The sequence below is a fragment of the Escherichia sp. MOD1-EC5433 genome (assembly GCF_002966005.1).
GTDB lineage: Bacteria > Pseudomonadota > Gammaproteobacteria > Enterobacterales > Enterobacteriaceae > Escherichia > Escherichia ruysiae.
Map to the genome: position 1 here is coordinate 154991 of NZ_PTRL01000001.1, position 13746 is coordinate 168736.

Below are 13746 nucleotides of genomic sequence, written 5' to 3' on the forward strand. Positions count from 1 at the left end.
AATATAAGCTGAACGCGATTCGCAACCCATTCAGGTAGCCGGGTTTAACCGGCTGCTATTACAGGAGAAACCTTTGCGCTGGTTACCTTTTATTGCCATTTTCCTTTATGTCTATATTGAGATTTCAATCTTTATTCAGGTTGCCCATGTATTGGGGGTATTGCTGACCCTCGTGCTGGTTATATTCACGTCAGTTATCGGTATGTCACTGGTACGTAACCAGGGCTTTAAGAATTTCGTGCTGATGCAGCAAAAAATGGCGGCGGGTGAAAACCCAGCGGCGGAGATGATTAAAAGTGTTTCGTTGATCATTGCCGGTTTGCTGCTTTTATTGCCGGGCTTTTTCACCGATTTCCTGGGGCTTCTGCTTTTATTACCGCCGGTGCAAAAGCATCTGACAGTGAAGCTGATGCCGCATCTGCGTTTCTCCCGAATGCCGGGCGGCGGTTTTAGCGCCGGGACCGGTGGTGGTAATACTTTTGATGGTGAGTATCAGCGAAAGGATAATGACCACGACTGTCTTGATCATAAAGACGATCGCCAGGATTAATGTCAAAACGCCGGATTATGTGGTTATGCCATTTTCCGGCGTTTTTCGTTTTGGCAAAAACAGCCATAACCCCGCCAGCATGATTAGCGCATAGAGACTTTTCCAGCCGACCATTGCCAGTAACAGAACGCATAACAGCCCGCCAATCACCGCCAGTACGCGATAACGTCCTTGCAATAATTTACAGCCTGCCAACATGCACAACAGGTAAATCATAATAAAGATGCCGTTGGCATAAATAATGAGTGCGTCCAGATTGATCCCTAAAGCATGAATCACCAACGTGCTTACTACGCAACAGCCGAGCACCGTATTGAGGGCATTATTCGGGATATGGCGAGAAGAGAGGCGTGCCAGGTAGTGCTCAGGATTATGTTGCGCCTGTGACCAGACCAGGCGGGCGAAGCTCTGTATATAAATGTTGAGACTGGCAAAGCAGGCCAGATAGCCAATCACGCAGGCAATCCATAACGCCCCTACACCGAATAGCTGCACCACAATTTTGGGAAGCGATGCAGCCGCCGCCATTTTTTCACCATAGGCGTCGAAGTGTAAGACGACTACCGTACAGCCCCAGTAGACTAATCCTGCCAGCAGTAGACCAATCATCAAAGCGCGCGGAAAATCACGCTCTGGATTTTTAAATTCCGAGGCAAGATGGGCAAATGCTTCCAGACCGACAAAGCACCAGAACATCACTGATAACGCAGCAAATAACCCGGTAAGTTCGATATCACCTGGCGCAGGGAAGGGGATGTTCGCAGGTTTGATATCGCCCGCCCACCAGATGGCGACAATCAGCGCGACAATAAGTCCGGCAATAACCGTTTGTAGATTAGCACTGGAACTGGCACCGCGAGTACCGATATACCACACCAGCGCCAGCGTACCGAGTTCTGCCAACAATAGTTGCCAGCTATGCCAGCCAAACATCGCCTGACCGAACCCGGCAGCAATTTGTAGCGCGGCGGGCAAACCCACGGGAATAACCGATAAAAACAGCCAGCCGGTGACTCGCTCAAGTCGCGAGCCGAACGCTATACCGACGAAGTGCGCGACGCCGCCCGCGCTGGGGTAGTGGCGACCCAGAATCGCAAACACAATTGCAATCGGGAACACTAAGATAATCAAAACTGGCCACGCCCACAGGCTATTATTGCCTGCCACCAGAGCAGCTAACGCCGGAACGGCAAACACGCCAGTGCCTAATAATGACGTCGATAGCAGGCCGATACCCTGGGCCAGCCCCAATTCTTGTTTGAGTCCACTCATGGGTTGAAGTCCGATTGCGCCCAAATTTTGGGCAACTGCGTAGATTTTCGATGGTAGCACAATCAGATTCACTTATGACGGCGATGTCGAAATTGCGATGAAACGTGAGGTGAATCAGGGTTTTCACCCGATTTTGTGCTGATCAGAATTTTTTTTCATTTTCCCCCTTGAAGGGGAGATGCCTCATCCCCATTTCTCTGGTCACCAGCCGGGAAACCACGTAAGCTCCGGCGTCACCCATAACAGATACGGACTTTCTCAAAGGAGAGTTATCAATGAATATTCGTCCATTGCATGATCGCGTGATCGTCAAGCGTAAAGAAGTTGAAACTAAATCTGCTGGCGGCATCGTTCTGACCGGCTCTGCAGCGGCTAAATCTACCCGTGGCGAAGTGCTGGCTGTCGGCAATGGCCGTATCCTTGAAAATGGCGAAGTGAAGCCGCTGGACGTGAAAGTTGGCGACATCGTTATTTTCAACGATGGCTACGGTGTGAAATCTGAGAAGATCGACAATGAAGAAGTGTTGATCATGTCCGAAAGCGACATTCTGGCAATTGTTGAAGCGTAATCCGCGCACGACACTGAACATACGAATTTAAGGAATAAAGATAATGGCAGCTAAAGACGTAAAATTCGGTAACGACGCTCGTGTGAAAATGCTGCGCGGCGTAAACGTACTGGCAGATGCAGTGAAAGTTACCCTCGGTCCGAAAGGCCGTAACGTAGTTCTGGATAAATCTTTCGGTGCACCGACCATCACCAAAGATGGTGTTTCCGTTGCTCGTGAAATCGAACTGGAAGACAAGTTCGAAAACATGGGTGCGCAGATGGTGAAAGAAGTTGCCTCTAAAGCGAACGACGCTGCAGGCGACGGTACTACCACTGCAACCGTACTGGCTCAGGCTATCATCACTGAAGGTCTGAAAGCTGTTGCTGCGGGCATGAACCCGATGGATCTGAAACGTGGTATCGACAAAGCCGTTACCGCTGCAGTTGAAGAACTGAAAACGCTGTCCGTACCGTGCTCTGACTCTAAAGCTATTGCTCAGGTTGGTACTATCTCCGCTAACTCCGACGAAACCGTAGGTAAACTGATCGCTGAAGCGATGGACAAAGTCGGTAAAGAAGGCGTTATCACCGTTGAAGACGGTACTGGTCTGCAGGACGAACTGGACGTGGTTGAAGGTATGCAGTTCGACCGTGGCTACCTGTCTCCTTACTTCATCAACAAGCCGGAAACTGGCGCAGTAGAACTGGAAAGCCCGTTCATCCTGCTGGCTGACAAGAAAATCTCCAACATCCGCGAAATGCTGCCAGTTCTGGAAGCTGTTGCAAAAGCAGGCAAACCGCTGCTGATCATCGCTGAAGATGTTGAAGGCGAAGCACTGGCAACTCTGGTTGTTAACACCATGCGCGGCATCGTGAAAGTCGCTGCGGTTAAAGCACCGGGCTTCGGCGATCGTCGTAAAGCAATGCTGCAGGATATCGCAACCCTGACTGGCGGTACTGTAATCTCTGAAGAGATCGGTATGGAGCTGGAAAAAGCGACTCTGGAAGACCTGGGTCAGGCTAAACGTGTTGTGATCAACAAAGATACCACCACCATCATCGATGGCGTGGGTGAAGAAGCTGCAATCCAGGGCCGTGTTGCTCAGATCCGTCAGCAGATTGAAGAAGCAACTTCTGACTACGACCGTGAAAAACTGCAGGAGCGCGTAGCGAAACTGGCAGGCGGCGTTGCAGTTATCAAAGTAGGTGCTGCTACCGAAGTTGAAATGAAAGAGAAAAAAGCACGCGTTGAAGACGCCCTGCACGCGACCCGTGCTGCGGTAGAAGAAGGCGTGGTTGCTGGTGGTGGTGTTGCGCTGATCCGCGTAGCGTCTAAACTGGCTGACCTGCGTGGTCAGAACGAAGACCAGAACGTGGGTATCAAAGTTGCACTGCGTGCAATGGAAGCTCCGCTGCGTCAGATCGTCCTGAACTGCGGTGAAGAACCGTCTGTTGTTGCTAACACCGTTAAAGGCGGCGACGGCAACTACGGTTACAACGCAGCAACCGAAGAATACGGCAACATGATCGACATGGGTATCCTGGATCCAACCAAAGTAACTCGTTCTGCTCTGCAGTACGCAGCTTCTGTGGCTGGTCTGATGATCACCACCGAGTGCATGGTTACCGACCTGCCGAAAAACGATGCAGCTGACTTAGGCGCTGCTGGCGGTATGGGCGGCATGGGTGGCATGGGCGGCATGATGTAATTGCCCTGCACCTCGCAGAAATAAAGAAACCCCCGGGCAGAAATGTCTGGGGGTTTTTCTTTTGGTCATCTTTCTAGTATAAGATTCAGACACGGACGACGCGAGTTGCGTCCAGCTCATTGATTATGGGGAATAACATGCACGTAAAATACTTAGCAGGGATTGTCGGTGCCGCGCTACTGATGGCGGGTTGTAGCTCCAGCAACGAATTGAGTGCTGCCGGTCAGAGTGTACGCATTGTTGACGAGCAGCCAGGTGCCGAGTGCCAACTGATTGGTACTGCGACAGGTAAGCAAAGTAACTGGCTTTCCGGGCAACACGGTGAAGAAGGCGGTTCTATGCGCGGTGCAGCAAACGATCTGCGCAACCAGGCGGCAGCAATGGGCGGTAATGTGATTTATGGTATCAGCAGCCCGTCGCAGGGGATGTTGTCCAGTTTTGTTCCGACTGATAGCCAGATTATCGGCCAGGTTTATAAGTGCCCGAACTGATGTGATTCAGAGGCTGGCTGACAAACGTGTAATTGCCTGATGCGCTTCGCTTATCAGGCCTACATCGAGCATTGCAACTGATTGAATATTCGAGAATTTGTAGGCCGGATAAGGCGTTTTCGCCGCATCCGGCATGATCAACGATCACGTTATCAGTAATTCCAGGCTGGATGGCTCCAGCCTCGCATTCAAAAAGATGAGATTATTTCGCCTGTGGCGCGGCCTTGCTGATGGACTGAACTCGTAAGTGATGTATTGCGCGTAAGCATTGATCCTGAGTCAGCGGTTGGGCGTTATTTGCTGCTACTGTACGAACGTAAACCTGAGATGGCACACCCGCGAGTTTTTTCAGCCGTGGACTGAAATCAAGCATCCGGCGTGTGATAGCCTCAATTTCTTTACCCGCTTTCGCTTCACGCGTTTTCACCACCGCGCCGCTAAATTGTTCTTTGCCACTTTCATCTTTAAAGCGATAAAGCACCGCCAGATAATGGCTAAACAGATTATGTTTCCATTCCGGCTGAGAATAGGTGTCATATTCCAGATTGCCATTGTCCTGGCAGTCGACGTCATATAACGGCAGGAAATCTAATAGCGATGTAATACGCAATGCCAGTTCACGCATTTCAGCATTATTAATTGCATGAATGATTGCTCGCGCCAGCATTTCAATCTGCAACTCATTAACGACTAACTCACATTTGCTACCGTCATGTAGCGTTAATACGAAGGTAAGATTTTCGCCCTGATTTTCGGTAAGTTCCAGCGTGTTAACCCGGCGATTAATATCGGCATTTTTAAGCTCATCAACCAGAATTTCTGGGATATTCTCTGCCATTTTCTTCATAACTTTATCGCGAGCCTGCTCATACTGAATACGTGTATCAGCATCCAGTTTATGCTTTTGATGCAGACGACTTTCTAGCGCAATCAGTAGGTCGCGTAGTTCCATAACAGACATAAAGAATAACGATTCTTTATTGCGAGGCTCTTTAATTTTCAGCGCCAGTGCAATGAAATTATTACTCTTGCGAATAACACCGGTATTAACACCCTTGATGCTTATGGCCATGTAGGTTCTCCCTAACCATTTTTCAATCAAATAATTAATTTTAATTAATAAGCCAGGTAAATGGGCTTGCTAGTAATAGTTGTTAAAATAACATAAATAGCAGTGCTCACTCTATATATAAACAGAAAAGAAAACTTAATTATTGGTGTTGGCTATATAAAGAGTAAAAATAGCAACGTAAATGAATAATTAAAGGTTATGCAACGGGCAAAGATTAAACTTCCCTGTTTAATAACCTGTCTCTGTTCTCGTATTCGTTGCTCTTGGCGGATGCGGCGTAAATGCCTTATCCCGCCTACAGCTCATTGAGTTTCAATGCGCGATGTAGGCCTGATAAGCGAAGCGCATCAGGCAATTTTCTGTTTAACTTCCCTGTTAATCAGTTACTGCTGGCGTAGCTGGAGATCCAGAGGCGTTTTGCTGGGTTCACCGCCAATCTCGCGCGCCAGTTTCGGCACCAGATATCCCGACACCAGTGTCAGCAACTCACGCATAATCTGCCGTGCTTCATCATCACTCACCATAAAATGCGCTGCGCCCTGCACTTTATCGAGCACATGCAGGTAATAGGGCATCACGCCCGCATCGAACAACGCATTACTCAGGTTTGCCAGCGTTTGCGCGTTGTCATTCACGCCACGTAACAGAACGCTCTGGTTCAGCAAAGTAACGCCCACGCGGCGCAACTTAGCCATTGCCTGACGGAATGTTTCATTTACCTCATTGGCATGGTTGATGTGATTCACCAGCAAGATTTGCAACGTAGAACGGGCAAAGCGTTCAACCAGCGCCTCTGTGATGCGCGCGGGGATCACAATCGGCAGACGGCTGTGGATGCGCAGACGTTTGATATGCGGGATTGCTTCCAGTTGCGTCAGCAGCCAGTCCAGCTCGTGATCTTTCGCCATCAACGGATCGCCGCCGGAGAAAATAATCTCGTCCAGTTCCGGATGCGCCGCAACATACTCAAGCGCCGCCTGCCAGTTACGCTTGTTGCCCTGATTTTCGGCATACGGGAAGTGGCGACGGAAACAGTAGCGACAATTTACCGCGCAGCCGCCTTTAACCAACAGTAGCGCCCGGTTGTGGTATTTATGCAACAAACCAGGCACTACGCTGTGCTGTTCTTCCAGCGGGTCGGTGGAGAATCCGGGCGCGACGACAAACTCATCTTGCGAGGTAAGTACCTGACGCAAAAGCGGATCGTCAGGATTGCCTTTCTCCATGCGATCGATAAATGAGCGGGGCACGCGCAGGGCAAACAGCTTTTTGGCGCTGCGTCCGGCCAACAGTTTTTCGTCTGCGTCTATATTCAAAAGACGCAGAAGTTCATCAGGATCGGTCACAACATCGGCAAGTTGCGTTAACCAATCTTCTCTGGATGGGGTATTTAGGGTTACAATATGCGCCATTTTGTGGCTTAGCTACCAATTAACAAATTTCAGAGGGCCTTATGGCAACGTACTATAGCAACGATTTTCGTGCTGGTCTTAAAATCATGTTAGACGGCGAACCTTACGCGGTTGAAGCGAGTGAATTCGTAAAACCGGGTAAAGGCCAGGCATTTGCTCGCGTTAAACTGCGTCGTCTGCTGACTGGTACTCGCGTAGAAAAAACTTTCAAATCTACTGATTCCGCTGAAGGCGCTGATGTTGTCGATATGAACCTGACTTACCTGTACAACGACGGTGAGTTCTGGCACTTCATGAACAACGAAACCTTCGAGCAGCTGTCTGCTGATGCGAAAGCAATTGGCGACAACGCTAAATGGCTGCTGGATCAGGCAGAGTGTATTGTAACTCTGTGGAATGGTCAGCCGATCTCCGTTACTCCGCCGAACTTCGTTGAACTGGAAATCGTTGATACCGATCCGGGTCTGAAAGGCGATACCGCAGGTACTGGCGGCAAACCGGCTACCCTGTCTACTGGTGCTGTGGTTAAAGTTCCGCTGTTCGTACAGATCGGCGAAGTCATCAAAGTGGATACCCGCTCTGGTGAATACGTCTCTCGCGTGAAGTAATGCGGTTGTGGTGCGGCCTGCTGGCTGCACCATCACTTATTCAGGTCAGAGATGATGAAACGCCTTATCGTTCTTGTTTTGCTTGCCAGCACGCTGCTTACGGGCTGTAACACCGCTCGGGGTTTCGGCGAAGACATCAAACATCTTGGTAATTCCATCTCCCGCGCTGCCAGCTAATTTATTCTTCACTTCCTAAAAATCATCAGATTTCCGTCATTTTTGGTGATGTTGTCTATTATTAATTTGCTATAGGCAAACACAAATAACATTACCTAAAAGGAAGACATTATGGTTAAGAAGACAATTGCAGCGATCTTTTCTGTTCTGGTGCTTTCAACAGTATTAACCGCCTGCAACACCACGCGTGGCGTTGGTGAAGACATCTCTGATGGCGGTAACGCGATTTCAGGCGCAGCGACGAAAGCGCAGCAATAAGCAATAACGGTACGGCAGATTTGTCGTGCCGTTTGTTTTTCTCGGCGGTAATCACTGCCGTAACCGTTGAAATTTCCTCTTAAATCGGCAAAATACCTCCTTCACCATCAGCTTTGCAGGACGACCTGCAAACGCGTCTTTTCACCGGGGACGGCCCCAATTCTCCGGAGTCTGATATGTCCTGGATTATCTTAGTTATTGCTGGTCTGCTGGAAGTGGTATGGGCCGTTGGCCTGAAATATACCCACGGTTTTAGTCGCCTGACGCCAAGTGTTATTACCGTGACGGCGATGATCATCAGTATGGCGCTACTTGCCTGGGCGATGAAATCGTTACCTGTAGGGACGGCTTATGCGGTCTGGACGGGAATTGGCGCAGTCGGTGCGGCGATTACCGGCATTGTACTGCTCGGTGAGTCCGCTAACCCGATGCGCCTGGCAAGTCTGGCATTAATCGTACTGGGGATTATTGGTCTGAAACTTAGCACCCATTAACTGCCGGGCTGCTGTACCCAAATAAACTTACTGACATCAAACCCTTCCCGGGTCGCGACTGCCAGCATCTCCTGTTTAACTTCGTCAGAAATGGTTGGGGTGCGGGAGAGTATCCACAGGTAATCGCGATCCGGGCCGCAAACCAGCGCATGGCGGTACTCCCGATCTAGCGCAATGACGTTATAGCCGCCATAGAAAGGGCCAAAGAACGACACTTTCAGCGCGGCGCGAGTTGGTGCGCCGGTAAAGTACGCTTTCCCTTCACTCTGCTGCCACATTTCTCTGTCAGGGTTATAGCCTTTATTAATGACATTCAGGCCGCCATCATCCCGTAGGCTGTATGTTGCGGTGACTTTTTCCAGTCCACGTTCAAAGCGGTGATCAAAACGGGCAATCTCATACCACGTACCCAGATAGCGTTTGGTATCAAAATTATTTACCACAGTAACGCCACGCGGCGGTGTAGGTGAACTACAGGCAACGACCAGAAATGCCGCTGTCGCTGCGGCAACGAGAGGGAGCAGGCGCATAGATGTTTCCTTACTGGTTTTTTTCTAAGTGTAGATGACAGCAAGGAAAAGCGGATAAAAGGTCCGAAAATTCGGACCATCTGCGTTGTTATTGCAAAGCGTTGAGAATCTGCCAGGCGGCGGCGACTCTCGCTGGATTGGGATAGTTTTTGTTAGCCAACATCACAATCCCCAATTCTTTCTCTGGAATAAATGCTATATAGCTACCAAATCCGCCGGTCGCGCCTGTTTTATGTACCCATGATGCACGTACCGCAGGGGCAGGGGGCGTAATCGCTTTTACTGGTCGTGCTGCCAGCGCAATTTTACTGTCGCTGCCATTAATGATGCTGTCTGGATCTACCGGCCAGTCCAGCATTTCCCAGCCCAGACCTTGATACATGTCGCCAGTTTGCCAGTAGCGCGACTGCGCCAGCTGGATACCTTGCTGAAGTGTTTTGTCGTTGATATCACGGGGATTCATATTGCTCTGCGCCCAGCGAGCCATATCTTCAATGGTTGATTTCACACCATACGCTTCAGCATCTAACGCCCCTGGCGAAACATGCACTGCCTTACCTTCACGATATCCCCAGGCGTAATTCTTTTCTTCTGCGGGCGGCACATTAATCCACGTATGGGTGAGTTTGAGTGGCTGGAAGACACGAGCTTGCATCGCCTGTTCAAAGCTCAAACCAGATGGCTTCACAGCCAGCGCGCCGAACAAACCGACACTGGAGTTGGCATACAGACGCTGTGTTCCTGGTGCCCAGGTGGGCAGCCAGTTTTGATAGAAACGTAGCAAGTCGCCTGAGGACTTCACTTCATCGGGCACCTGTAACGGCAGGCCGCCAGCGGTGTAGGTTGCAAGATGTAATAGCGTGATCCCGTTCCACTGTTTAGCAGTAAGTTCAGGCCAGTATTTTGTCGCGGGATCGCTTAGGTTGATTTCCCCTCGTGCAATAGCGTCGCCACCGAGCACACCCGTAAATGTTTTGCTGACCGAACCTAACTCAAACAACGTTTGCTGTGTGACGGGCTGCTTTTTTGCTACGTCCGCATAGCCCCAGGTAAAGTAATAGGGCTTGCCCTGATAAATCACCGCAACCGCCATACCAGGGATTTTTTGTTGCTCTATAAGCGGATTAATTGCGCGATGCACAATATCGTTGATTTGTTGAGGGGCAGCAAATGTGGAGCAAGAGGCGGTAATTAATAAGGCGCAGAGCGTCGTTTTGAACATAGGTCTGGTTTCCATACAAAACGGCCCGCCATAGGCGGGCCGGATTTACATTGGCGATACGTTAGATTGTAACGATACCAATCAGCGTGACAACTGTCAGGATAGCAGCCAGGCCGTAGAAAACCCATTTGCCCGCAGGCACGTGGATTTTCAGATCGTGCATCGCGTGGTGCATACGGTGTAAACCACACCACAGCGGCAGGACGATCATCAGGAACAGGAATACGCGACCAATGAAGCTCTGTGCGAACGCCAGAACGCGCTCATAGCTCAGTGCATCACCCGGAAACAGCCCCAGTGGTAGCAGAATGCCAACCAGCAGGATCATCACCGGCGCAATGATTGCGCTCCACATACCACCGGCCCCGAAGAGGCCCCAGAATACCGGTTCGTCAGAACGCTTTGGATTTGGATTAATCATCTCAGGCTCCTTACCAGTACAGGGCAACAAACAGGATTACGATGGTGGCAACCACAGTTACCGCCCAGAGACTTTTGATAATTGGCTCTGGTCCCATTTTTTCGTCTTTTACAATGATATTGGCCGCTTTCGGTGCCAGCTCAAACCAGGTTTTGGTGTGCAGCAGGGCTGCCGCCAGAGTAATCAGGTTAATGATCACGATAACCGGGTTTTGTAAAAAGTCGACGAATCCCGCCCAGGATTCCGGGCCATTTTTCAGGGCAAACAGCCCGAAAATCAGTTCAATGCTGAACCACACAGCCGGAACCGCCGTGCCTTCGCGCAGCATGTAAAAGCGATAAAACGGCAATTTTTTCCACCAGGTGGACGTCATTGGCCGTACATACGGTTTACGTTTAGTCGTCATGTTGCACTCCTTAGCGTGGTTTCAGGGTCGCGATAAGAAAGTCTTTCGAACTTTCTACTTTGCCCTGCTGAATGGCCGCAGCCGGATCGACGTGTTTCGGGCAGACTTCGGAGCAGTAGCCCACGAAAGTACAGCTCCATACGCCGTTCTGACTGTTTAACTGCGCCATACGCTCCTTCTTACCGTGGTCGCGGCTATCTTCGTTATAACGATGCGCCAGCGTAATGGCAGCCGGACCGATGAACTCTGGGTTCAGGCCAAACTGCGGGCACGCGGCGTAGCACAGACCACAGTTGATGCAACCGGAGAACTGGTGATACTTCGCCATCTGCGCCGGGGTCTGAATGTTAGTACCCTGATCCGCAGTGCGGGAGTTGCCGATGATGTACGGTTTGATCGCTTCCAGACTTTCGATGAAGTGGGTCATATCGACGACCAGATCGCGTTCGATCGGGAAGTTAGCTAACGCTTCAACCTTCATACCGTCGGTGTAGTCGCGCAGGAAGGTTTTACATGCCAGTTTCGGTACGTTGTTAACCATCATGCCGCAGGAACCACAAATCGCCATACGGCAGGACCAGCGGTAGCTCAGGTCTGGTGCCAGGTTGTCTTTGATATAGCCCAGCGCATCCAGTAATGAGGTGGTTGCGTCATAAGGCACTTCATAGAATGCGCTATGCGGTGCGGTATCGACTTCCGGGTTATAGCGCACCACCTCGATTTTCAGGTTCTTCATCTCAGCCATTCGCCTTCTCCTTCTTATTGGCTGCTTCCGCCTTATCGGCTGCATCCGCTTCGCCACCGTAAACGCGTTTAGCTGGCGGCAGCGTAGTAATCTTCACGTCGCTGTACTCCAGGCGAGTAGTGCCATCAGCATCGCGGAAGGCGAGGGTGTGTTTGAGGAAGTTGACGTCGTCACGCTCGGTGCAACCTTCGTCCAGACGCTGGTGCGCGCCGCGAGATTCTTTACGTGCCATCGCGGAGTGTGCCATACATTCAGCAACGTTCAGCCCATGACCCAGCTCAATGGTGTAGAGCAGGTCGGTGTTGAACACGCTGGAAGTGTCGGTGATACGCACGCGCTTGAAGCGTTCTTGCAGTTCCGCCAGTTTGTCGATGGTTTTCTGCATCAGTTCCGGTGTACGGTAGATACCGCAACCTTCTTCCATGGACTGGCCCATTTCGTCGCGGATCTTCGCCCAGTTTTCGCCGCCATCCTGGTTAACCAGATCTTTCAGGCGCTGCTCAACGCCAGCAACCTGGGCATTGATTGCCGCATCGTTGCCATTACCAGCAGTAGATGCGCGTTCCATTGCTTGCTCACCCGCCAGACGACCGAAGACCACCAGTTCCGCCAGCGAGTTGGAACCCAGACGGTTTGCACCGTGCAGACCAACAGAGGAACATTCACCCACGGCGAACAGACCTTTAATGCGGGTTTCACAGTTCTGATCGGTTTCGATACCGCCCATGGTGTAGTGTGCGGTCGGACGTACCGGAATCGGTTCTTTAACCGGATCGACGCCAACGTACGCTTTCGCCAGTTCGCAGATGAACGGCAGACGTTCATGCAGTTTTTTCTCGCCGAGGTGACGCAGGTCGAGATAAACCACATCACCACGCGGTGTGGAGATGGTGTTGCCTTTACGCCATTCGTGCCAGAAGGCCTGAGAAACTTTGTCGCGTGGACCCAGTTCCATATACTTGTTTTTCGGCTCGCCCAGCGGAGTTTCCGGGCCCATGCCGTAATCTTGCAGATAACGGTAGCCATTTTTGTTGACCAGAATACCGCCTTCACCACGGCAGCCTTCGGTCATCAGGATACCGGAACCCGGCAGGCCGGTCGGGTGATACTGAACAAATTCCATATCACGCAGCGGAACGCCATGGCTCAGTGCCATACCCATACCGTCGCCAGTTACGATGCCGCCATTGGTGTTGTAGCGATATACGCGACCCGCACCGCCGGTTGCCATAACTACTGCATTAGCGCGGATCTGCACCAACGTACCTTCCATCATGTTCATGGCTACCAGGCCGCGAACATGACCATCATCGACCAGAATATCCAGCACGAAGTGTTCGTCAAAACGCTGGATCTGCGGGAATTGCAGAGAGGTCTGGAACAGCGTGTGCAGCATATGGAAGCCGGTCTTATCGGCGGCGAACCAGGTACGCTCGATTTTCATGCCGCCGAAGCGACGGACGTTGACGCTACCATCCGGGCGACGGCTCCATGGGCATCCCCACAGTTCCAGTTGGGTCATTTCGGTTGGGCAGTGGTGGACGAAATAATCCACAACATCCTGCTCACATAACCAGTCGCCACCCGCTACTGTATCGTGAAAGTGATATTCGAAGCTGTCATGATCCTGCGCGACAGCGGCTGAGCCCCCTTCAGCGGCAACGGTATGGCTGCGCATCGGGTATACTTTTGAGATTAGTGCGATTTTTGCATTTGGATTTGCCTGCGCGGCAGCAATTGCAGCACGTAATCCCGCGCCACCGGCACCTACAATGGCAAGATCGGCTTGAAAGGTTTGCACGACATTCCTCCAGATTGTTTTTATCCCG

At 51.0% G+C, this 13746-nt stretch carries 17 protein-coding genes; 8 read left to right on the top strand and 9 right to left on the bottom strand.

Going from position 1 to position 13746, the window contains the following annotated elements:
- The first annotated feature begins 73 nt into the window (after positions 1 to 73).
- The gene (locus C3D30_RS00765) at positions 74 to 550 is read left to right on the top strand and encodes an FxsA family protein (RefSeq protein WP_105286329.1); all 477 of its coding nucleotides are present in this window, start codon (positions 74 to 76) and stop codon (positions 548 to 550) included.
- Positions 551 to 565: 15 nt separating this feature from the next.
- Here the strand turns inward: C3D30_RS00765 and yjeH are convergent, their stop codons facing one another.
- Positions 566 to 1822 (bottom strand): L-methionine/branched-chain amino acid transporter, encoded by a 1257-nt coding sequence (yjeH, locus tag C3D30_RS00770; protein ID WP_105286330.1) that lies wholly within the window; start codon positions 1820 to 1822, stop codon positions 566 to 568.
- Positions 1823 to 2097: 275 nt separating this feature from the next.
- Here yjeH and C3D30_RS00775 point away from each other — a divergent pair, with 275 nt between their 5' ends.
- From C3D30_RS00775 to C3D30_RS00785, 3 genes are all read left to right on the top strand, one after another.
- Positions 2098 to 2391, top strand: coding sequence for a co-chaperone GroES (locus tag C3D30_RS00775; protein WP_001026276.1), 294 nt, complete (start codon positions 2098 to 2100; stop codon positions 2389 to 2391).
- Between the two features lie 43 nt (positions 2392 to 2434).
- Positions 2435 to 4081, top strand: a complete 1647-nt coding sequence (groL, locus tag C3D30_RS00780) for a chaperonin GroEL (RefSeq protein ID WP_000729121.1) — start codon at positions 2435 to 2437, stop codon at positions 4079 to 4081.
- A 137-nt stretch (positions 4082 to 4218) separates the two neighbouring features.
- Entirely contained in the window at positions 4219 to 4572 is a 354-nt protein-coding gene (locus C3D30_RS00785; RefSeq protein WP_000558209.1) for a DUF4156 domain-containing protein, read from the top strand.
- A gap of 202 nt (positions 4573 to 4774) precedes the next feature.
- On the opposite strand, the gene C3D30_RS00790 is transcribed toward C3D30_RS00785, so the two are convergent.
- Complete coding sequence (locus C3D30_RS00790; protein ID WP_001008065.1) at positions 4775 to 5644, bottom strand: YjeJ family protein; 870 nt, start codon at positions 5642 to 5644, stop codon at positions 4775 to 4777.
- 383 nt (positions 5645 to 6027) lie between these two features.
- Positions 6028 to 7056 carry an EF-P beta-lysylation protein EpmB gene (gene epmB / locus C3D30_RS00795; protein WP_105286331.1) on the bottom strand — a complete coding sequence of 343 codons (1029 nt, stop codon included), beginning with the start codon at positions 7054 to 7056 and terminating at the stop codon, positions 6028 to 6030.
- A 41-nt stretch (positions 7057 to 7097) separates the two neighbouring features.
- Between epmB and efp the strand changes: the two genes are divergently transcribed.
- The 4 genes from efp (at position 7098) to sugE (ending at position 8593) form a co-directional block, all read left to right on the top strand.
- On the top strand, positions 7098 to 7664 hold the full coding sequence (gene efp / locus C3D30_RS00800; RefSeq protein WP_000257278.1) for an elongation factor P: 567 nt from the start codon (positions 7098 to 7100) through the stop codon (positions 7662 to 7664).
- 51 nt (positions 7665 to 7715) lie between these two features.
- Positions 7716 to 7841, top strand: a complete 126-nt coding sequence (gene ecnA / locus C3D30_RS00805; protein ID WP_000977757.1) for a lipoprotein antitoxin entericidin A — start codon at positions 7716 to 7718, stop codon at positions 7839 to 7841.
- Positions 7842 to 7952: 111 nt separating this feature from the next.
- Positions 7953 to 8099 (top strand): lipoprotein toxin entericidin B, encoded by a 147-nt coding sequence (gene ecnB, locus C3D30_RS00810; RefSeq protein WP_000239596.1) that lies wholly within the window; start codon positions 7953 to 7955, stop codon positions 8097 to 8099.
- A 176-nt stretch (positions 8100 to 8275) separates the two neighbouring features.
- Positions 8276 to 8593, top strand: a complete 318-nt coding sequence (gene sugE / locus C3D30_RS00815; protein ID WP_000118476.1) for a quaternary ammonium compound efflux SMR transporter SugE — start codon at positions 8276 to 8278, stop codon at positions 8591 to 8593.
- Here sugE and blc read toward each other — a convergent pair.
- The 6 genes from blc to frdA form a co-directional block, all read right to left on the bottom strand.
- Entirely contained in the window at positions 8590 to 9123 is a 534-nt protein-coding gene (gene blc / locus C3D30_RS00820) for a lipocalin Blc (protein WP_001238382.1), read from the bottom strand. The two genes, sugE and blc, sit on opposite strands and share 4 nt — an antisense overlap.
- Positions 9124 to 9211: 88 nt before the next feature.
- Positions 9212 to 10345, bottom strand: coding sequence for a BlaEC family class C beta-lactamase (locus C3D30_RS00825; protein WP_105286332.1), 1134 nt, complete (start codon positions 10343 to 10345; stop codon positions 9212 to 9214).
- A gap of 61 nt (positions 10346 to 10406) precedes the next feature.
- Positions 10407 to 10766, bottom strand: coding sequence for a fumarate reductase subunit FrdD (frdD, locus tag C3D30_RS00830; protein ID WP_001299198.1), 360 nt, complete (start codon positions 10764 to 10766; stop codon positions 10407 to 10409).
- 10 nt (positions 10767 to 10776) lie between these two features.
- Positions 10777 to 11172 (bottom strand): fumarate reductase subunit FrdC, encoded by a 396-nt coding sequence (gene frdC, locus C3D30_RS00835; RefSeq protein ID WP_000208763.1) that lies wholly within the window; start codon positions 11170 to 11172, stop codon positions 10777 to 10779.
- A 10-nt stretch (positions 11173 to 11182) separates the two neighbouring features.
- Entirely contained in the window at positions 11183 to 11917 is a 735-nt protein-coding gene (gene frdB, locus C3D30_RS00840) for a fumarate reductase iron-sulfur protein (protein ID WP_000829498.1), read from the bottom strand.
- Positions 11910 to 13718, bottom strand: coding sequence for a fumarate reductase (quinol) flavoprotein subunit (gene frdA / locus C3D30_RS00845; protein WP_001192969.1), 1809 nt, complete (start codon positions 13716 to 13718; stop codon positions 11910 to 11912). The genes frdB and frdA overlap by 8 nt, the downstream gene beginning before the upstream one ends.
- Between the last annotated feature and the right edge of the window lie 28 nt (positions 13719 to 13746).